The sequence below is a fragment of the Thiothrix lacustris DSM 21227 genome, from assembly GCF_000621325.1.
Classification (GTDB): Bacteria; Pseudomonadota; Gammaproteobacteria; order Thiotrichales; family Thiotrichaceae; genus Thiothrix; species Thiothrix lacustris.
Genome location: NZ_JHYQ01000014.1, coordinates 1 through 19,185, shown reverse-complemented (window position 1 = coordinate 19,185; position 19,185 = coordinate 1). Strand labels below are relative to the sequence as shown.

Here is a 19,185-nt window from a genome sequence, read left to right as displayed (position 1 = left end):
AAGTGCAGCCCGACACACTATTGGAAAATAACAATGCATTCAAAAAATAAAATCAAACAAGGTAAATTTCTCAGTCTTATTTTGCGCCACGAACCGGAGGCCATCGGTTTGACCTTGGACGCCGCTGGCTGGGTGGCTGTTCCTGAACTGCTAAAGCAATTGGCGGCGCATGGGCGCGGCATGAGCATGGCTGAACTCGAAGACATCGTTGCCAGCAATGATAAGCAACGTTACAGCTTCAATGCCGATAAAACCCAGATCCGTGCTAATCAGGGGCATTCGCTGAAAACACTGGATTTGGGCTTAGCATCTGCTGAACCCCCCGACATTCTGTATCATGGTACTGCCAAACGCTTTCTGGATTCCATCCTGCAAACCGGACTGGAAAAACGTTCCCGCCAGCATGTGCATTTATCGGTGGATGAACTTACCGCGCATAAAGTGGGTTCGCGCCACGGCTCGCCCGTTATTTTGAGGGTAGCGGCACGGCAAATGCAGCACGACGGCTTTATTTTTTACTGCTCGGACAACGGCGTCTGGTTGACTGATCATGTGCCAATTGCCTATTTATTGAAATGATCAACCCACAGGTAGCGTATTTTGCTACCCAAAGCCTTGCCGGATTCAACCTCTGCGGCCAGCGTTGCGGCTTGTGCTACCTTCCCTTAATCTTCCTCTCATACCAAGCCCAACGACAAACCAGAGGAACACACCATGAACGATACACTCAACCTGCCCAATACCAGTAGCTGGACATTCTTCGTCAAGTTAACGTTTGGCATCGCTTTAACGGCAATGGTCGCTTTCATTTTCTTTTTGGAAGGCAATTTATTGACCAAGGGGTATCTGGCGTTGAACGCCCTGTTTCTTGTCAGTTCCACCATTATGCTCTCGAAAACCCTGCGTGATGACCACGAAGCACAACGTTTGATCAGCCGCATCAACGAAGCCAAAACCAACAAAATCCTGAAAGAATACGCTGAGTAAGGGGAATCACCATGCTGTACCTGATTGAAAAACTCGCCACCGCCGTGCGCGGTGGGACACGCGAAGTGCTGGAAACGGCCGTTGATGCCAATGCCCAACGCATCTTTGCCCAAGAGATTTACGAATGCGAAAGCAACTTACGCCAATCCAAACAACATCTGGCGCAAGTCATGGCCGAAAAGCTCAGCCTGCAACGCCAGATGGACACCCACAAAACCCGTATGGCGAGCAAAGAAAACGCCATCCGCGTCCAGTTGCAGCAAGGCAACGAAGCCGCAGCCCTGCCGTTGGCGGAAGAGCTTGCCCAGCAGGAAAGCTGGCTGGAAACCCAGCAACGCCAGCACGCACAACTGCTGGCTTACGAACAACGTTTATTGCACACCCTGAAAACCGTTGCCAGCAAGTTGGAACATTACCGCGCTGAACTGCGTATGGCGCAAGCCACCACCCACGCCCAACAAGCGCTGGGAAAACTTGCCCGCCAGCCGAATGCCCATAGCGAAACTTTTTCGCGGATGCAGGATTCGCTGGAACGCATCCAGCACCGCCACCATGCTTTCGACGACAAGCTGGAGGCGATGCAGGAGATTGATGCTTATCTCAGTGGCGAACCGACCGAAAAGCAGCAACACCAACAGCGGGCGGTGGAGGTGCTGGCGCGGTTACGCGCATAGTCAGCCTAAATGAGCCAGCGCGATTTTCAGCATTCGCCGTACAGGTTCGGCCGCACCCCATAGCAGTTGGTCGCCAACAGTGAACGCGGTGAGGTATTCTGGCCCCAGGTTCATCTTGCGGATACGTCCAACAGGAACCGTTAACGTGCCAGAAGCCTGTACAGGCGTTAGGCCATTTAAGGTAGAAGCTTTGTCATTCGGGATGACTTTAACCCATTCATTGTGGCTGGCGATGATGGCTTCGATGTCAGCCAGTGGCAAATCCTGCTTCAGTTTGATGGTGAAGCCTTGTGAATGGCAACGCATAGCGCCAATGCGCACGCACTGACCATCAACAGGGATGATGTTTGCTGCGGTTTTGCCGAGGATTTTGTTGGTTTCGGCAATACCTTTCCACTCTTCTTTGGTCTGGCCGTTTTCCCACAACTTGTCGATCCACGGGATCAAGCTACCTGCCAACGGTGCGCCGAAGTTAGCCGTGGATAGTGTGCCGTCGTTGAGTTTCGCGGTCACTTTGGTGTCAATGTCGAGGATCGCGGCAGCAGGATCTGCCAGCAAGTCGCCGACTTCGCCGTTGAGTTCACCCATCTGGGTGAGTAATTCACGCATGTTTTTCGCGCCCGCGCCGCTGGCTGCCTGATAGGTCATGGAACTGATCCATTCGACCAGCCCTTTTTCAAACAAGCCACCCAACGCCATTAGCATCAGAGAAACGGTGCAGTTACCACCAATGTAGTTTTTGATGCCGCGTTTCAGACCTGCATCGATGACAGCGCGGTTTACTGGGTCGAGTACGATGATGGCATCATCGGCCATGCGCAGGGTGGAAGCTGCGTCAATCCAGTAGCCGTTCCAGTTGGCGCGCAGGTTTTCGTATACAGCTGTGGTGTAATCGCCACCTTGGCAGGAGAGGATAATGTCCATTTCTGCCAGCTTGTCGAGGTTCATGGCATCTTCCAGCGGCTGTGCGCCCATGCCGACGTCAGGGCCGGGTTTACCGGACTGTGAGGTAGTGAAAAATACTGGTTCAAACCCCTGAAAGTCGTTTTCAGCGCGCATCCGTTCCATCAGTACTGAACCGACCATGCCGCGCCAACCGACAAAACCTACCTTTAACATGACAAACTCCGACAAAAACCGCTATTAAGGCCGGGATTGTAGCACCCTCATGAGTGGAGCAAAACAGTTGCCCGTGCTGGAGAGTGGCTTGAAAATAACGTGTTCTGACATTTGTCAGGAACGAGCTGTTGCGTTTTTGCTAGCATGGGAGCGTTAAATTTTATGAAAAAAACGCGGAGTGCATAATGGATAAAGACAGTGTAGAGCAAAAACAGCCCGTCAGTATTGACCCTATTACTGATTATGCGGTTGAGGAGTTTGCGGTGACGCAGGCCAGTTCTGAAGCGCAAGATGCTCAAATCAGTGCAGCAGAAGATATTTTGGAGCACACTTCCCCGTCGCCGACGGATGGTGAAGCCGCACTCAAGGCATTAGAGGCGATTCTGGAGGGAGCGTCACCTGATGATGCCGCCGCGCTGAAAGCCTCGTTGTTGCGCTGGAAAAAGTATGAAGCGCGGATGCCGGTCAGCCCAGATGATGAGTTGGTGGATGATTGGCGCAATGCGGTTTATCCGTATAAAAACCGTCTGTCACGTAAGAGTTATGAAAAACAAAAATACCACCTACAGGTGGAATTACTGAAGCTGCAAGCTTGGGTGCGCGAAACAGGACAACGTGTCCTGATTTTGTTTGAGGGGCGTGATGCGGCGGGTAAGGGGGGCGCGATCAAGCGCTTCATGGAGCACCTTAACCCACGGGGTGCGCGCGTCGTCGCTTTGGAAAAACCTACGGATATGGAGCGTGGGCAATGGTATTTTCAACGTTATATTCAGCACTTGCCTTCCGCTGGTGAAATCGTGCTGATGGACCGTTCTTGGTATAACCGTGCAGGTGTTGAGCGTGTCATGGGCTTTTGTGAGGAAGATGAATACCTTGCGTTCATGCGCCAAGCCCCTGAAATGGAACGTCATTTGGTGAATAGTGGCATCCACCTGATTAAGTTCTGGTTCTCCGTGAGCCGTAAAGAGCAGCGTCGTCGGTTCAAGGAGCGCGAAATTCACCCGCTTAAGCAGTGGAAGCTTAGCCCGATCGACTTGGCCTCCCTCGAAAAATGGGATGAATACGGCAAGGCGAAAGAAGCAATGTTCTTCCACACCGATACGTCTGAGTGCCCGTGGATCATCGTTAAGTCAGACTGTAAGAAACGCGCCCGCCTCAATGCGATGCGTTACGTGCTCAACAAAATGGATTACAAGGGTAAAGACCTGCGTAATATCAATCAGGCCGACCCGCTGATTGTGGGTCGAGCCAGTTTTGGTGGCAGTAACAGCTAAACCCTTAGTGGAGTCGCAATACCTGTCCCGCTTTGATAGCGTAAGGCGCGGACAGGCCATTGAGACGAATAATGCGTTTAGCGTTTATCCCGGTGTTACGCATGGCTGCGTATACTGTGTCGCCCGCTTTTACGGTGTACGTGCTGCTTGAGGTTGTTGGTAAGTCTGCCCACGGTAGGCCGTGTGATGCTGGTTTGTTCCAAGCTGCTTTTTGTGTAACCGGCTGTTTTTTGGTGGTTTCTAGCGTTGCACTAGCCACTTTTTCCCCTTTGCCTGAGAATTTCCCGTAGGCTTCCAGTACTTTGCTGACGTAGCTTTTGTTGGGAATGCGTCCATTAGGTTTGACATTGCCTTCGCCTGCGTTATAGGCAGCGACAGTGTGTTGCACGCTGCCATCATAGCGTTGTAGCAGTAAACCGAGATAACGTGCCCCGCCGTGAATATTTTGCTGGGGGCTGTAGCCGTTGCTGATATTGAAGCGCCGTGCGGTGGCTGGCATCAGTTGCATCAAGCCTTTTTCACCCAATGAACCCCGCGCCTTGCTGCGAAAACAACTTTCTACGGTAATCACTGCTTTTATCAGGCTGGCACTGACCCCATGCTGGCTGGCAGCCGTTTGAATAGCGGGCTGATAAGCACTTGCTCTTTCTTGTAAGTTATCACTACTTAATGTTTGGCAGCCTGCTGCATAAGCGGTATTGGGGATTAGGTTTACTGACATAATCAGCGCTGCCGTTAGCGCGATGCTAGCGGCAGAAAAGACACTCTTGTTCATGTTAAGTTCACTTTGGCGTATACAAAGTGAACGTTTTAAGCAAAAAGAACCAGAGGGTCAATAGAAAAATTAGGCTAACGCCCGGTAACGCTCCATTAAAGCGTTGGTGACTTGTGTCACCATGGGTTGCGCTTCGGGGTCAATTAATTCGTGAATAAAGTCTAATTCATCCAGTACGCGGTCAATTTTGTCACGGGTATCGTAGCTATCCAACTCACTCGAAATTTTCTGCAAATGCTTGTAAGGGTTGTCAGCGATGTTGGCAATGCCTTTCATGCTGTCTTGTATAATGCCATCTTGCATGGTGTTTGCTCCTTGGGTGAGGTGATTAGTTCATCCGTTCAAGTAAGGCTGCTGCTTCACTTGCGCCAGTGGGCAATACTAGCGGCTTTTCCCACGGCATTTCCAGTAATGCCAGTATCTGTTGGGCAAATGCGCCAGTTTGTATGGTGCGCCAGTCGCTGAAGAGAACTTCGCCCTGTTGTTGATGCCAACGGGGTAAATTCGGTTCTTCTGGCCAACCGGGGCGTGAAATGCATAAGGCTGGCACTTGATTGACGACGGCTTCGGTTTGTGTGCCGTAGCCGGTTTTGGTCATAACGACATCAGAGGATGCTAGCAAATCCACGTAATCCAACCCGATGAACGATGCGGGAATAAAGTCGGCGCGTGATTGGGTTAGTGCATTGTCTGGGAAAATCCACAGGATACCGGGTAGGTACGGCCAATTGTCCAGTGGGTAATCCATACCTAGGCCACCCAGTGCGACCAGTACGAAACGGGTATGTTCAGATGCTCCGGTTTTTTCCTGCAATAACGTCCGTTGGGGTGTGCCGATAGCTGCAATCGGGGCAATTGTTTGCGTTTGCAGGCTAGGATGCATATCCATCGAAGGGGTCGGTTGCAGGAATACACTCGCTTGCGCATAAGCCTGAAGTACTGCTTCACGAATTTTCCCTGCCCCCGGTAAGTGACCGCAGTAGGCGTGAAAGACATCTGCCCAGTTTAACGAGCACAGTGCCACACTGGGTATGCCAATTTCTCCGGCGGCGTCCAGACTGAGGTAAGGCACATTGGCAAATAGCAGGTCAGGCTGGAGTTGTTCCAATTCGTGAGCAGCTTGGGCTTTGCGAGAGGCATAGGTGGCATGAAAGTGTTCATACCAGTCCATACTGGCGGTCACATCAACCCTCAAAGCATCATGCATCAACATGCCCGCGTCTTGCTGGTGGTGAATGCGTGTAAACGGGTGGTGAATGCGTTCACGCAACACTTCTTCCGCTGCACAGGAGCGAATGGTGAGACGGGTATTGGTGCAGTCCAACGCATTCAAAACGGCAGCCGTTTGCGCAATGTGCCCGAAGCCGTGAGCGGTAATGTCAATAACAAGGTGTTTCATTATTAATGCTGATTGTTGAGACGTTTGAAACGGAAGAGGGAAGCGTATGCAGTACCTGTCACTCAGGTTACAGCGATGCTAACAGCTCATCGATGTTTTTCAGCAATTGTGCCTCATCTATCGGTTTTAACATGATGGCACTGGCACCAAATGTTTCTGCCATTTTCAGGTAGTTATAGTGTCCCGAGATGGCGATGATCGGTAAAGCAGGATGCTCTCGCTTCATTTGCAGAATAGTTTCAATCCCTTCCTGATCTGGCATGATGATGTCGGTAATCAGGATGTGCGGGAAATGCTGCTTAAGCAAGGTTGCAACCTTTTTACCATCATCCGCTTCGATAACCTGATGACCCGCTTCACTTAACGCATCATTCAGCATCATTCTCGTCAATTTATCGTCATCTACGACCAATATTTTTGCCATTAGGCTATCCCCAGGTGATTATTTTTACGTATCGTGTTGCTCAAACAGGCTGTGCAACCCCTGTAGTACAGTCTGTAATTGAGAGATAAGAGCCTCTTTCAATTCGTCGCTGTTGTCCAGTGCTGTTTGGTAAACGTTTTCCAGATGTAATGCGGTTTGGTGCAGTTCGGTCATGCCCAAGCCTGCGGCATTGCTCTTAAGGGTATGAGTCAGGCGGTGAGCCAGTTCTAAGTCTTGCTGTTGCAGTGCATGACCCAGCTTTGATGCAAAGTCCTGATTATCCTCAAGGAAGACGCCTAAATACTTGCGGTAACGATTCATTTTGCCACCGACTTGAGCGAGACCCTTAGCCGTATCGATACCGGGCAAATCGGGCAGGTCGATGGTGTTGGTCGACGGCAAGGTTTTATCGGGTTGGGATGCCCTGTTTGAATCAGGTTGTTGGACGTTTACCCATTTCACCAGCGTGTCGATCAGGTTAGCAATATCAATGGGTTTGGCAATGTAGTCATTCATGCCAACAGCGAGAATCTTGTCTTTATCACCGTTCATGGAGTTGGCGGTCATGGCAATGATCGGTAATGACTGGAATCTGGCTTGCTTGCGTATTTCACGGGTGGTGGTACATCCATCCATGACCGGCATTTGGCAGTCCATTAAAACACAGTCAAAGGTCTGATCTTTGAGGATATCCAGCGCTTCTTGGCCGTGGTTGGCAATGCCTACTTGCATCCCATAGTCGGTCAGTATGTCAGAAGCCACTTCCTGATTGAGGGCGTTATCTTCGACTAACAGGACTCTTCTGCCTGTTAAGCTAGCAAGGTTGATGGCTACCTGAGCACTGTCGGCGACTTGTTCGGATCGTCTGGGAGATGCTTGCCCTTGCTGTATCAGCATGGCTAAGGTGACATGGAAAGTGCTGCCTGCGCCGGGCTGGCTTTCTGTCCAAATATGACCACTCATCAGCTCGCTCAAACTCTTGCAGATGGCAAGCCCTAGCCCTGTACCACCGAATTTGCGGGTGGTGGAATTATCCGCTTGGCTAAACGACTGGAACAGCCGGGCTTGCTGTTCCTCTGTCATGCCGATACCGGTGTCTTGTATCAGGAAATGTAACAGTGCCTGCGTGTTGCTTGTTTTTTCAAGCTGCACCCGGATGTCGACTTTGCCACCCATGTTGGTGAACTTGATGGCGTTGTTACCGAGGTTAATGAGAATTTGGCCAAGGCGCAGCGGATCGCCGATCAGTGCGGTAGGAACCGCCGCGTCGGTGTGGATGCTGAAGTGGATGCCTTTCTCTTCGGCTTTGAAGGACAATAAGTTTTCCAGATGTTCGAGAACGTCTTCAAGGCGAAAGGGGGTACACTCCAGTGCCATTTTGCCCGCCTCGATCTTGGAGAAATCCAGAATGTCATTGAGGATGCCGAGCAAACTTGCTGCGGCGTGATTGGCTTTGTAGACATAGTTGCGTTGTTTGTTGTCGAGGTCGGTTTTCAATGCTAGGTGGGTCATGCCGATGATGGCATTCATGGGCGTGCGAATTTCATGGCTCATATTGGCCAGAAACATTGACTTGGCCTGTGCTGCACTTTCAGCCCGTTGTTTCTCGGCGGTGAGACTCCTCTCCAACTCCTTTTGCACCGTGATGTCTTTCACACTGGCCAGCATTTTGGAAGTGTCGCTCATGAGAGCAATAGACATCGTGGTGATGATGGGTGTGCCATCGCGGGTTAGGGAAGTCTGGATAAAATTCTTGATGTAGCCTTGCTCTACCACCTCTTGGATGGCCAGCCGTGTTCTCGCCCGGTCGGCCTCGACGCAGAGCTTGATATTACTGGTATACAGCAATTCGTCGTAGCTGAAGCGGGTCATGTCGAGGTAGGCTTGATTGGCATCCAGAAAAGCGCTGGTTTCGACATCGATGATGGCAATGCCATCCTTGGATGTTTTGTAGATCGCCTCAAACGTTTGTTTCTGTGCGGTGATTTCCTCGGTGCGCCGTAGAATGTTTTCTTCCAAATACTGCTTTTCTGCGTGCCAAGCCTTATAAAAGATAATATTGTTGGTGCTGTTGGACAGTTGGACGATGAAATTGCCCAGTGCCAGCATCCGCATGGAATCGGTGCCAATGCGCGAAAAACGTTCCGGTTCATGAAAACCGTTGCCAGCGATGATCAAGCCGAAGGGCATTTCCACATCCCCACCGAACAACTCCAGCGTACATTCGCTCAGAAACAAGGAATTGGTCAGTTTCTCAACCATGTGGTTTGGCTCTTCCTGTGTGTGAATGATGGCCTTGCCGCTCACCCGCAGATACTCCACCACCTCACCGGACAGCAACAGGTTGATGATTTTCAGAACCCGTTGTTCAGTGGGGTTTTGATAACCAACTGCCTGTACGATTCTGAACCAGCCATTACTATCATCATGCTGAAAGATCAAGCACTTCTCAAAGCCTAGTTCCTCGGTCGCAAAGCGGGCAGCAATAGTGTGAACCTGCTCGACTTCTAAGGTTTCATTCAGGCTCTTGCCCAATGCGTGCAAGCGTTTATAGATACGCGTTTTCGCACGTGCCTCACCCTCTAATCTGGCAAGATCCTGTTTGAGTTTGGTGAACTCACTTTGTGAGATAGGTTCAGACATTTGACTGGTTACTGGCTAATGATGACTTCGAGGTAGTCGTCTCCGCAAGCGATGCTTTTGCTCATGTGGGTCTTATAACCCAGCTTGGAGCGGCGCATCTGACGAAAACCTTCCTCGGTTCCTAAACTGCCGTCTGTGACTAAATTTGTTTTATAAATCAGTTGCATCAGGCCGGTAAATCCACCACTGTTTGCCCAGTGAATGGGGTAGTCGCTCTTGCCATACATGCGCAGGTAGCTGAGATCCTCGAAATCGTTGTAGTTACGGAATACAGCGCGTTCTTCGCTTAATTCGGCAGCGGTATGATAGCCCCAGCCCATGGTGTTGATCATGGCCGCAAGCCCTTTGACCCAATCTTCACGGGTTTTGAGATAGGGCTTAACATAGGTATTCCATTCGTTGGACGTCATGATGCCACCATAGGTGAAGAAGCCGCAGGCATGGCCTGCCTCCATCAACAGTTCACCTGCAAGGGTAATACCATAGTCACCCGCCACTTCGATCATGGCACGCCCAAACTCGAACTGGAGGCGATTGACGTAATCGCTTTGGTTACGCACCACATAAACGCCAAAGGCCGGGATATAGCCTTCCTCATTACCGATTAAGGTGGCATGAGCGCCAAGGAATGTATTGGTCAGAGCCGCTTCGTGTTCCCAGTTCAACGGCAATTTGGGCACATTCTTGAATGCGACCGGTTGTTTTGGCGGGTAAATGGCGAAGTTGCTCGTGCCCGGTTTCACGACGTGGATATTGGCTGAGGCTCCACAGGCGATACATTCGGTCTGTTCCACCTGTACTTCAGCAAGCTCACGTCCGTAGATCACGGCATAGGCGGCTGCCAGAAAACCACTGGTGTAATAGTCGATCGGTTGATCTCTCAGCCCAAACTTCATTTTCCACGTTTTGGAGAAAAAAGATTTGGTGGTGGATAAGGTGATGCCGTTCTCGTCCATGCTGGAAAGATCGAGCAAACCATAGCCAAACGTTTTGTAGACCTCTTGGGCGATGAGTTTGGATTCAGCGATGCTGTGATTCGCGCAGAGGTTTTTTAGCTGGTTGTAGTTGGCGTCAGCGGAACTACCAATCATCATCGGGCGGCTGTCGATATAGTCTGCATCAAGGATAGTGCGAGTCAGAATAGTGAGATAGTGGTGACAATGGAAAATCATGGCTTCACCGCCTATTTCCATGTAATTGTGCTCTGTGTCGAAGGGGTAGGCGTTAATATCAAACATGCTTGGCCTCCTTGTTTGTATCGTAGGGCTGGCCTACCAGACTGACGGCCATTTTCAGTACCTCTTCATAGAGGGCATCGGGAACGTCTATCGAGTCACAGTCCTTGATCAAGGCTTCGGTTAACTGGATATTATTTTTGAGCATTACCGGCAATAACTTGATACAGATGCGGTCTACCACCTTAACATCACCGTTTTGTAAGGCCCATTCAAAAATCGGTTGTATATCTTTCATAATTTTTTATTTATATAGAGTCAGCAGAGCTTATCGGAAAATCCCTACCGATTATACCGTTGGTTGTCAGAATTGAGCAAAGTCTAACCGATGAGCTGTAGGGCGACATGCCGATTCATGTCTTGATTTTTATTAACTTCCCCCGGCAGTAACCCTATCTTCATCTGGAAATAGTGTTGGTTTGCGTTTGAGAGGCATACACTGTAGGTCAATAGAAACAATACCCTAGAGTCACCAGTAAGGAGTATCTTATGACCCCATTTGCCATCGCCGTTCTGGTTTTCATTGCCGCGCTCATTTTCATGGGCGTGAAAATGGTACCGCAAGGCTACAACTACACCGTCGAACGCTTCGGGCGTTACGTGACCACTCTGCAACCCGGTTTGGGCTTGATTATTCCGGTGATTTACCGTGTCGGGCGCAAGGTCAACATGATGGAACAGGTACTCGACATTCTGCCGCAGCAAGTTATTACCGCTGACAATGCCAACGTCAACATCGACGGCGTCGTGTTCTATCAAGTGTTCGACCCGGCCAAAGCCTCGTATGAAGTCGCCAAGCTGGAACACGCCATCCTCAATCTGACCATGACCAACCTGCGTTCGGTGTGTGGTGGGCTGGAACTCGACCACCTGCTAAGCAAACGTGATGAAATCGGCGCACGGGTACTCACCATTGTCGACGAAGCCACCAATGCGTGGGGCGTTAAAGTACTGCGGGTCGAAATCAAGGACATCGAACCGCCCGCCGACCTGATCCGCGCCATGAACCTGCAAATGACCGCCGAACGCCAGAAACGCGCCCAGATCACTGAAGCCGAAGGTAAAAAGCAGGCACAAATCCTCGAAGCCGAAGGCGCAAAATCTGCCGCATTCCTGCGTGCCGAAGCCCGTGAACGTGAAGCCCTCGCTGAAGCGAAAGCCACCCAGATGGTGTCCAAAGCGGTCGCGGAAGGGGATGTGCAAGCCCTCAACTACTTTGTGGCACAAAAATACGTCGAAGCACTGGGCAAGTTTGCCGATTCCGACCAGCAAAAAACCATTTTCATGCCACTTGATACCAGCGGTCTGATGGGTTCCATCGGCAGCATCAACGAATTGTGGAAAGCGATGAGGGATAAAAGCTGATGGAACTGGAAACGTTACTAATTGAATTCTGGCACTGGCTGATTTTCGGTATGCTGTTGATGGCGCTGGAAGTGTTTGCGCCTGCGATGGTGCTGATGTGGTTCGGCTTTGGTGCAATAGTCGCCGGGGTTGCGCTGTGGCTGATACCGTCGCTGTCGCTGGGGGTGCAAATTCTGATATTTGGGCTGGTGTCATTGATCAGTGTGCTCGGCTGGCGCAAATCGCGCTTCAGCGAAGCCAACATTACCTCGGATTCCCCTGACCTTAACAACCGCCTGCATAGCCATATCGGTAAGGCATACGTGCTAACCACCGCCATTATCGGCGGGCGTGGCACCATGCGGGTCGGTGACACCGCATGGCGAGTACAGGGAGCGGACATGCCCGCCGGTACACGGGTGCGTGTGACCGGCGTGGATGGTGTGATGTTTATCGTCGAAAAGTCAGGCGGGTGAAGCGCTTAACCTTCGCCCGACAAGACCCGTTCCATTTCAGCCATACCGGCTGGTAAATCCAGCGATGCGCCTGCTGCACGCATACTCGACCCGAGGGCGTGCAAGGTGCGGAACAGGTTGTAAGCGCGGCTTTGTTCGCCCATCTGCCCGATACGCAGGATATTCAACCCAAACGCGCCAGAAATTTCCACTTTGTGGACTTTCGACATGTGGGCGCGTACCACGTCTGCGGAAACGTGATCTGGCACGATAATGCCCACCACGGAATTCAAACGGTGCTGTTTTTCGACCAGCATTTTCAAACCCATGGTTTCTATCCCGGCTTGCAGGGCTTCCGAGCAGCGTAAATGGCGCTCGAAACGTTGTGGCAAGGTTTCTTCACACACCAAGCGCAAGGCTTCGTGCAGGGCGAGGATGCCGGAAACGGGCGCGGTGTAGTGATAGGATTTCTGGTTCCAGAACTTGTCGGCGAGTTGCGCATCCAGACACCAATGGAACGGCAGCTCTTCGCGGCGGGCAATTTTCTTTGACCATGCTGATTCAGAAAATGCCAGCAGTGATACGCCGGGGATTGAGGATAAGCCTTTCTGCCCGCCGGTAATAATGGCGTCGACTTGCCAGTTATCCATCGCCAGTGGCATGGTGCTCAAGGTGCAAACCGCATCCACGATGACCAGACAGCCATAGCGTTTGGCAAGTTTGGCGATCTGGTCGAGGTTTTTGTTGCAGACGGTGTTGGAGGTTTCACCCTGCACCAGCGTGACTGCGTGGAATTGGCCTTGTTTAAGGGCGCGTTCCACCAAGGCGAGATCGGCGCTTTCGTTATGGGGCATTTCCAGAATCGTCGGTTCTGCCCGTACCCGTCGCACGATTTCGGCCATGCGCAGGCTGAAATAGCCGTTGGTAATGCACAGCACGCGCTCACCCGGTAATACCAGATTGGCGACTGCCATTTCCATTGCCGCTGATCCTGGTCCACTGACCCCCATGACGTGGCTGGAATCAGTCTGGAACACGTAGCGCCCCATGTCTTTGACCTGTTCAATCACCCGGTTCATGGTTTCGCCGAGGTGATTGATGACGATCGAGTTCGCCGCCGCGACTTTTTGCGGGATGGGTACAGGCCCCGCGCCCATCATCAGGAGTGGTTCATCCGGTAAAATGTGCTCAAGTGGCACAATACTGGGCGGGGGGAGTAATTCATTCATGGCAATGCTGTCCTTCAAAATATGTGTTGTGATTTAACCCGCGCTAACATTAGCTGTAACCGTATTGTAATGGAAGCCCCGCCCGTGTTTCTTACAATTGTACGCCAATGCTCACTCCAGTACGCGGGAACCACGGGGAAGGGTGGCCACCAAAACCCTCGTAGCTGTTGCGGTCATTATTGCGTTGTACCTGCCGTGACTGGCACACGCGGAAACCGTCTTCCCAACCCAGTTTGTAGTCAGCGTTATTGACCTTGCTTAAGTCCTTGGCGTAAGCAAATGACTTGTTGCCACCTGCGGATAAACCGCTTTGGCAGCCGTCGCGGTAGCCTGAGGTAAACAGTGCTGATTTGCCGCTGACACCGACCATTTCACGGTTCAGTTGTTCGGCAGGTGGAGTGCTGGCGCAGCCTGCCAGCAGGGCAGCCGCAACGCAGGCGATCAAGTAGGGGTGTTTCATGTGAGTTCCTTGTGCAGTATGCACCGTGGGTATTTGATACTATCATTTTAGCTTGAATCGCTCAAAACAAGGCAAAACACTCATGATGACATTGTTTTACTCTCCAACTTCGCCTTACGCTCGCAAAGTCCGCCTATTGGCGCTCGAAAAAGGGCTGGATGCCCGCATCACGACTGTCACGGTAGATGTCAGCAAGCCTACCGTGGAATTGCTCGCATCCAACCCACTCGGCAAAGTGCCAGCGCTATTGCTAGAAAATGGTGAGGCGTTGTTTGATAGTCCAGTGATTTGCCGTTACCTTGATCGTTTGGATGATGTGCCGTTGATTCCCGCCTCCGGCTGGCAGCAGTGGGAAGTATTACGCTGGGAAGCCCTCGCGGATGGACTGACTGACGCCGCTTATAATTTGGTGATGGAGCAGCGCAGTCGCCCAGAACAGGAACGTTCCCCGCCAACCATGCAGCGTTGGTCAGCCGAAATTATCCGTACCCTGCAATACATCGAAACCCGGCTGGAAACGTTGGGCGATGCGCTGACGCTGGCGCATATCGCACTAGGCGCAGCACTTGGTTATCTCGAATTCCGTTTGCCACAGCTATTGCAAGAAGCGCGTTGCCCGCACATTATCACGTGGTATGCGGTCTTCCGGCAGCGCCCGGCGATGTTGGCAACCCAACCCGGCTAGTCAGAAGGGTGGTAGTAGCAGTCTTTCCCTGCAATGTTCCTGTCCAATATTTTTGGGAGGTGTCTCTATGAGAACGGTTAATGTCAGCAGCCTGAAAAACAACCCCGGCGAGGTGCTGCGCTTTGCCCGCGAAGATATGGTGTTGGTGATGAGCTGCGACAAGCCAGATGTGTTAATGGTTGGCGTGAACCAGATAGATACGCTGGATATACCCGGCGTGCGGGCTGCACTGGCAACCGCCCTGTTCAACGAGGGGGCGTTGTCATTGGCACGTTCCGCACGGTCGGCACAAATGGTTTTGGCTGATTTCATCGCGCACGTGTCACGTTTGGGTATCCCTGTTATTAGCCAGACGGTGGTGGAAGTTCAACAGGATATGGATACGCTGGATCAATGGCTCACATCGTAGTCGTGAAGACTTTGGGTTTCATTGGCTTGTTTGGCTACCTTGCCGGGGTTTGCCTTCAAGTCGGACAAAGGGATGACATCCTCGAAAAATCGCGTTTTCATATGACTAGAAAGCCTCCCCAGCCACTTGCCGGGCTTCCCTTTCCATCAGTGAGTTCTCATAGCCAAGCAATTCCATTTCAATCAGGTAACGTTTGAGGAAGTCCTCATTCCCCATACGGTCAATTTGCGTGACGTGCACAAGTTCATGGGTGAGCATGGTTCGGTTGGTTGCAAACTCGGGTTTGAGCAAAATGGCATACCCCATGGTTCTGCCTCCTTCCCAATCACTTCCTAAGCGCAAACGCTCCGCTTCCCGACGAAGTTCCGGGTCAGATGGGATCGGAAAGTCTGGATGCACAACCAGCCGCACTTTTTCTGGTTGACTGACGCCGACTTTATGGGCAATTTCCAGCTCCTCCGCAGTCAGCGGACGCCCGACAGCCAACAATTCCTGTTCTGTCTGATTGAACCACGCCAAGGCTGCTGGTAAGAAGTGATTAACCTTTTCCAGCTTGGCACACCCTGTAAGGGCAGTTGCCATCAGTAAACAGATCAATAAGTTGCGATACATGATTTTCCCCTTGTTCAGGCAACCAATAACGCCTGCTCCACATCCCGCAGCAAATCAGCCGTATCTTCCAACCCTGCCGATACCCGAACCAAGCCTTCGCTGATCATGTGTTCGGCGCGTTCTTCCGGGGTATAGGTGGAATGCGTCATGCTGGCGGGGTGTTGTGCCAGACTTTCCGCATCACCAAGGCTAACGGCGCGGGTGATCAGGTTCAGCGCATTCATGAAACGGCAACCCGCCTCGAATCCGCCCTTGAGTTCAAACGCGATCATGCCGCCCGGCTGCGCCATCTGGCGTTTTGCTAGCGCGTATTGGGGGAAGCTCGCCAAACCGGGGTAATGGCAGACCTCGACCTTGGGGTGATGCGCTAGCATTTCGGCAATCGCTTGCGCATTCTGGCAGTGGCGATCCATGCGCAGCGCCAGCGTTTTCAGGCCGCGTAACACCAGAAAAGCATCCTGCGACGACATTACCGCGCCAGTCATGTCCTTGATGCCATAGAAGCGTACTTCCGTCAGCGTTTCTGCATCCCCGACAATCGCCCCGGCAATCAGGTCGCCGTGTCCGCCGAGGTATTTGGTGGCGGAATGCACCACGTAATCCGCACCCATTTCCAGCGGACGTTGCAAGTAGGGTGTGCAGTAGGTGTTGTCGACTACCACTTTACAGTTTTCGTATTGATGGGCGATTTCAGACACGGCAGCAATGTCGACCAGCCGCATATTGGGGTTAGCGGGGGATTCAAAAAAGACCATGCGGGTTTTGGCACTGATGGCGGCGGCAAGGTTGGCAGGGTCAGTCATGTCAACGTGGCGAATCGTTACGCCGAATTTGCTCAGGCCGTGATGGAAAAAGGCATAGGTGCAGCCGTAGAGCGTCTTGTCGGCAAGGATTTCGTCACCGGGTTTCAGCAGCGTCCACAGCAGTGAAGCCGTTGCACCCATGCCGGAAGCTGTTACTAACGCTGCTTCACCACCTTCAAGGCTGGCAATGCGCTGCTCCAGCAATACGGTGGTCGGGTTGCCGACGCGGGAATAGACGAAGCCTTCCTGCTCACCCGCGAAACGCTTGCTGCCGTCTTCCACGGTGGGGAAGGTGTAGGTGGAGCTCATGTGTACCGGCGGGTTCAGGTCGCCTGTGCCTGCATACGGATCGTAAGCATGATGGATGGCGCGGGTAGAAAATCCCATTTTCTCGTGTGTTGGCTTGCTCATCGGTTCCTCACTAGCGTATTTCCTATATAGTTGGCGATAGTACCAAAGGAGAATCACAAGATGCAGAACAATTACCTACCTGCGCCATTGAAGCAATTCGTGGACGAAGTAACCGCGCTGCTGGCAAACCCTGAAGAGGAAAGCAGCTATTTGCCCAAGATTGGCGAGTCCATGCGCACGCTGGTTGCGCAAGATAACTGGCTTGACCCGGCATATGCGCAGCCGCACCCGCAGTATTACCAGCAATACCTGCTGTACGCCGACCCGGAAGACCGCTTTTCAGTCGTCAGTTTCGTGTGGGGGGCGGGGCAGCAAACGCCGATCCACAACCACACGGTTTGGGGCGTGATCGGCATGTTACGTGGTGCGGAAATGTGCCAAAACTACGCCATTGCCGCTGACGGCACGCCGACTCCGACTGGTGCAGAACTCACGCTTGCCCCCGGTGCGGTTGAATTTGTTTCCCCGACTTTGGGTGATGTGCACAAGGTCAGGAATGCGTTGTCTGATCAAGTATCCATCAGCATTCACATTTATGGCGCGAATATCGGCAAGGTCAAGCGCCACGTTTTCCCACCCGAAGGCGGTGCTGCCAAGGACTTTATTTCGGGGTATTCCAATGTTGCGTGATTATGCCGAGGTGCGTGCAAAACTGCTGAACCGTGAGGAAATCGCTTTTCTCGATGTGCGCGAAGAAGCGCCTCATGCCGAAGGGCATCCACTGTTTGCCGCCAATTTCCCGCTGGTGCGTCTGGAACTGGATGCTGCTACCAAATTGCCGCGCCGCGATGTGCCGATTGTGACCTTCGATAATGGCGAAGGGCTGGCGGAACAAGCGGCTGAACGTCTGCTGGCGCTGGGTTATAGCGATGTGGCGGTGTTTGCCGGTGGCCTTGACGGCTGGAAAGCGGCGGGCGGCGAAGTTTTCATCGACGTGAACGTGCCCAGCAAAGCCTTTGGCGAATTGATGGAAGCGGCCTGCCACACCCCGTCGTTTTCCGCGCAGGAAGTCAAGGCGATGCTCGACGCCAAAGCCGATATGGTGATCGTGGATGTGCGGCGTTTCGACGAATACCAGACCATGAGCATCCCCACCGGCATCAGCGTTCCCGGCGCGGAAGTGGTGTTGCGTGTCGCGGATTTGGTGCGCAAGCCTACCACGCAAATCATTGTCAATTGTGCAGGCCGTACCCGTAGCTTGATCGGTACGCAATCGTTGATTAATGCGGGTTTCCCGAATCCGATTGCAGCCTTGCGCAATGGCACGATCGGCTGGTTGTTGGCGCAGCAGCAATTGGACTTTGGGCAAACGCGGCGTTTCTCAGCAACCTCCGCCCCGTCGGCAGGCATTGCCCGGCAACGGGCGCGGGCAGTCGCTGATCGTGCCGGGGTTAAACGTGCCAGCAAGCAGGATTGGGCAACGTGGATGCAACAGGACAGCCGCACCACCTATTGTTTCGACGTGCGCAATGTCGCTGAATACGCCACCGGCCACTTGCCGGGCTGTTACCCGATCCCCGGCGGTCAGTTGGTGCAGGAAACCGAAATGTACGCCCCGGTGCGCGGCGCACGCTTGTTGCTGGTTGATGATGATGGCACTCGCGCCAATATGTCCGCCTCGTGGCTGGCACAAATGGCGTGGGATGTGTACGTGATTGACGGCCTGACCGCCCGCGATTTTTCAGAAACAGGTTATGAAAAACCGAAAGACTCCCCGCCTATGCGGCGTTATAAGCGCCCGTATGAGGGGACAGATGCGCCACCGCTGGCGATGCAAGCTTATCTGGATTGGGAATTTGGGCTGATTGAGCAGTTGCGGCGGGATGGGACGCACCATTTTCAACCGCTGAAAGCAGATTAAATCCTTTTCATACCTTGCAAAATAAAAGTTAACATTTTAAATTGCAAGGTATGAAGAGACATTTTACCGTTATTTCAAACCTACCCAAATATACCTATAGCTAGCTAAAAGTAGTCATGGTGTTGAATCCCTGCTTCACGGGGGCTGGTTTCGCTTTCGGCTTACACCGAGAGCCAGCGCCTTCCCCTCCACAGGCAGACACCGTGTAACTCACGGCGTATTCTTGCAAATTCTTGGCGGCGTTTACGTCACGGTCATGGACTGCACCGCAAACAGGGCAAGTCCATTGACGTATCGACAGCGGCAGATTGTCCACTTTATGCCCACAGCCAGAAGCAGAACAGGTTTTGCTGGAGGCAAAAAACCGATCAGCCACGACGACCACA

23 protein-coding genes are annotated in these 19,185 nt (G+C 52.3%); 10 read left to right on the top strand and 13 right to left on the bottom strand.

Going from position 1 to position 19,185, the window contains the following annotated elements:
- Nucleotides 1-33: 33 nt before the first annotated feature.
- From Q394_RS0107465 to Q394_RS19485, 3 genes are all read left to right on the top strand, one after another.
- The gene (locus Q394_RS0107465) at nucleotides 34-579 is read left to right on the top strand and encodes an RNA 2'-phosphotransferase (protein ID WP_028488729.1); all 546 of its coding nucleotides are present in this window, start codon (nucleotides 34-36) and stop codon (nucleotides 577-579) included.
- Between the two features lie 135 nt (nucleotides 580-714).
- Nucleotides 715-987 carry a YiaA/YiaB family inner membrane protein gene (locus Q394_RS0107460; protein ID WP_028488728.1) on the top strand — a complete coding sequence of 91 codons (273 nt, stop codon included), beginning with the start codon at nucleotides 715-717 and terminating at the stop codon, nucleotides 985-987.
- An 11-nt stretch (nucleotides 988-998) separates the two neighbouring features.
- The gene (locus Q394_RS19485; RefSeq protein ID WP_051543057.1) at nucleotides 999-1,661 is read left to right on the top strand and encodes a PspA/IM30 family protein; all 663 of its coding nucleotides are present in this window, start codon (nucleotides 999-1,001) and stop codon (nucleotides 1,659-1,661) included.
- On the opposite strand, the gene asd is transcribed toward Q394_RS19485, so the two are convergent.
- Entirely contained in the window at nucleotides 1,662-2,780 is a 1,119-nt protein-coding gene (asd, locus tag Q394_RS0107450; protein ID WP_028488727.1) for an aspartate-semialdehyde dehydrogenase, read from the bottom strand.
- A gap of 458 nt (nucleotides 2,781-3,238) precedes the next feature.
- Here asd and ppk2 point away from each other — a divergent pair, with 458 nt between their 5' ends.
- Nucleotides 3,239-4,054: a polyphosphate kinase 2 gene (gene ppk2, locus Q394_RS0107445; protein WP_245606749.1), complete on the top strand. Its 816-nt coding sequence runs from the start codon at nucleotides 3,239-3,241 to the stop codon at nucleotides 4,052-4,054.
- Between the two features lie 4 nt (nucleotides 4,055-4,058).
- Here the strand turns inward: ppk2 and Q394_RS21395 are convergent, their stop codons facing one another.
- The 7 genes from Q394_RS21395 to Q394_RS0107410 all read right to left on the bottom strand — a co-directional run bounded on the left by Q394_RS21395 (nucleotide 4,059) and on the right by Q394_RS0107410 (nucleotide 10,768).
- Nucleotides 4,059-4,829, bottom strand: a complete 771-nt coding sequence (locus Q394_RS21395; protein WP_051543053.1) for a transglycosylase SLT domain-containing protein — start codon at nucleotides 4,827-4,829, stop codon at nucleotides 4,059-4,061.
- Nucleotides 4,830-4,898: 69 nt separating this feature from the next.
- Nucleotides 4,899-5,132 (bottom strand): hypothetical protein, encoded by a 234-nt coding sequence (locus Q394_RS0107435; RefSeq protein WP_028488725.1) that lies wholly within the window; start codon nucleotides 5,130-5,132, stop codon nucleotides 4,899-4,901.
- A 25-nt stretch (nucleotides 5,133-5,157) separates the two neighbouring features.
- Entirely contained in the window at nucleotides 5,158-6,228 is a 1,071-nt protein-coding gene (locus Q394_RS0107430; protein WP_028488724.1) for a hypothetical protein, read from the bottom strand.
- 67 nt (nucleotides 6,229-6,295) lie between these two features.
- Entirely contained in the window at nucleotides 6,296-6,652 is a 357-nt protein-coding gene (locus Q394_RS0107425) for a response regulator (protein WP_028488723.1), read from the bottom strand.
- A gap of 24 nt (nucleotides 6,653-6,676) precedes the next feature.
- Nucleotides 6,677-9,295 (bottom strand): ATP-binding protein, encoded by a 2,619-nt coding sequence (locus Q394_RS21390; RefSeq protein ID WP_051543050.1) that lies wholly within the window; start codon nucleotides 9,293-9,295, stop codon nucleotides 6,677-6,679.
- A gap of 8 nt (nucleotides 9,296-9,303) precedes the next feature.
- Nucleotides 9,304-10,533: a 4-vinyl reductase gene (locus Q394_RS0107415; RefSeq protein ID WP_028488722.1), complete on the bottom strand. Its 1,230-nt coding sequence runs from the start codon at nucleotides 10,531-10,533 to the stop codon at nucleotides 9,304-9,306.
- On the bottom strand, nucleotides 10,526-10,768 hold the full coding sequence (locus Q394_RS0107410) for a hypothetical protein (protein ID WP_028488721.1): 243 nt from the start codon (nucleotides 10,766-10,768) through the stop codon (nucleotides 10,526-10,528). The genes Q394_RS0107415 and Q394_RS0107410 overlap by 8 nt, the downstream gene beginning before the upstream one ends.
- Nucleotides 10,769-11,019: 251 nt before the next feature.
- On the opposite strand from Q394_RS0107410, the gene Q394_RS0107405 reads away from it, so the two are divergent.
- Together Q394_RS0107405 and Q394_RS0107400 are read left to right on the top strand one after the other, a co-directional pair.
- Nucleotides 11,020-11,895: an SPFH domain-containing protein gene (locus Q394_RS0107405; protein WP_028488720.1), complete on the top strand. Its 876-nt coding sequence runs from the start codon at nucleotides 11,020-11,022 to the stop codon at nucleotides 11,893-11,895.
- A complete protein-coding gene (locus tag Q394_RS0107400; protein WP_051543047.1) occupies nucleotides 11,895-12,350 on the top strand; it encodes an NfeD family protein in 456 nt (151 codons plus the stop codon). Before Q394_RS0107405 ends, Q394_RS0107400 begins: the two co-directional genes overlap by 1 nt.
- A gap of 5 nt (nucleotides 12,351-12,355) precedes the next feature.
- Here Q394_RS0107400 and Q394_RS0107395 read toward each other — a convergent pair whose 3' ends face one another.
- The gene (locus Q394_RS0107395; protein WP_028488718.1) at nucleotides 12,356-13,558 is read right to left on the bottom strand and encodes a pyridoxal-phosphate-dependent aminotransferase family protein; all 1,203 of its coding nucleotides are present in this window, start codon (nucleotides 13,556-13,558) and stop codon (nucleotides 12,356-12,358) included.
- 91 nt (nucleotides 13,559-13,649) lie between these two features.
- The gene (locus tag Q394_RS0107390; RefSeq protein ID WP_028488717.1) at nucleotides 13,650-14,018 is read right to left on the bottom strand and encodes a hypothetical protein; all 369 of its coding nucleotides are present in this window, start codon (nucleotides 14,016-14,018) and stop codon (nucleotides 13,650-13,652) included.
- A gap of 82 nt (nucleotides 14,019-14,100) precedes the next feature.
- Between Q394_RS0107390 and Q394_RS0107385 the strand changes: the two genes are divergently transcribed.
- Both Q394_RS0107385 and Q394_RS0107380 read left to right on the top strand, forming a co-directional pair.
- Nucleotides 14,101-14,703, top strand: a complete 603-nt coding sequence (locus Q394_RS0107385; RefSeq protein ID WP_051543045.1) for a glutathione S-transferase family protein — start codon at nucleotides 14,101-14,103, stop codon at nucleotides 14,701-14,703.
- A gap of 67 nt (nucleotides 14,704-14,770) precedes the next feature.
- A complete protein-coding gene (locus Q394_RS0107380) occupies nucleotides 14,771-15,112 on the top strand; it encodes a UPF0175 family protein (protein ID WP_028488715.1) in 342 nt (113 codons plus the stop codon).
- Nucleotides 15,113-15,217: 105 nt separating this feature from the next.
- Here Q394_RS0107380 and Q394_RS0107375 read toward each other — a convergent pair whose 3' ends face one another.
- Both Q394_RS0107375 and Q394_RS0107370 read right to left on the bottom strand, forming a co-directional pair.
- Nucleotides 15,218-15,724: a hypothetical protein gene (locus Q394_RS0107375; RefSeq protein WP_028488714.1), complete on the bottom strand. Its 507-nt coding sequence runs from the start codon at nucleotides 15,722-15,724 to the stop codon at nucleotides 15,218-15,220.
- Nucleotides 15,725-15,738: 14 nt separating this feature from the next.
- Nucleotides 15,739-16,938, bottom strand: a complete 1,200-nt coding sequence (locus Q394_RS0107370) for a methionine gamma-lyase (protein WP_028488713.1) — start codon at nucleotides 16,936-16,938, stop codon at nucleotides 15,739-15,741.
- Between the two features lie 60 nt (nucleotides 16,939-16,998).
- Here Q394_RS0107370 and Q394_RS0107365 point away from each other — a divergent pair, with 60 nt between their 5' ends.
- Together Q394_RS0107365 and Q394_RS0107360 are read left to right on the top strand one after the other, a co-directional pair.
- On the top strand, nucleotides 16,999-17,568 hold the full coding sequence (locus Q394_RS0107365) for a cysteine dioxygenase family protein (RefSeq protein WP_028488712.1): 570 nt from the start codon (nucleotides 16,999-17,001) through the stop codon (nucleotides 17,566-17,568).
- Nucleotides 17,558-18,799: a rhodanese-like domain-containing protein gene (locus Q394_RS0107360; protein ID WP_038140845.1), complete on the top strand. Its 1,242-nt coding sequence runs from the start codon at nucleotides 17,558-17,560 to the stop codon at nucleotides 18,797-18,799. The genes Q394_RS0107365 and Q394_RS0107360 overlap by 11 nt, the downstream gene beginning before the upstream one ends.
- A 100-nt stretch (nucleotides 18,800-18,899) precedes the next feature.
- Here Q394_RS0107360 and Q394_RS19470 read toward each other — a convergent pair.
- Nucleotides 18,900-19,185: zinc ribbon domain-containing protein (locus Q394_RS19470; RefSeq protein ID WP_038140844.1), on the bottom strand; the 286-nt coding region annotated here is incomplete at its 5' end.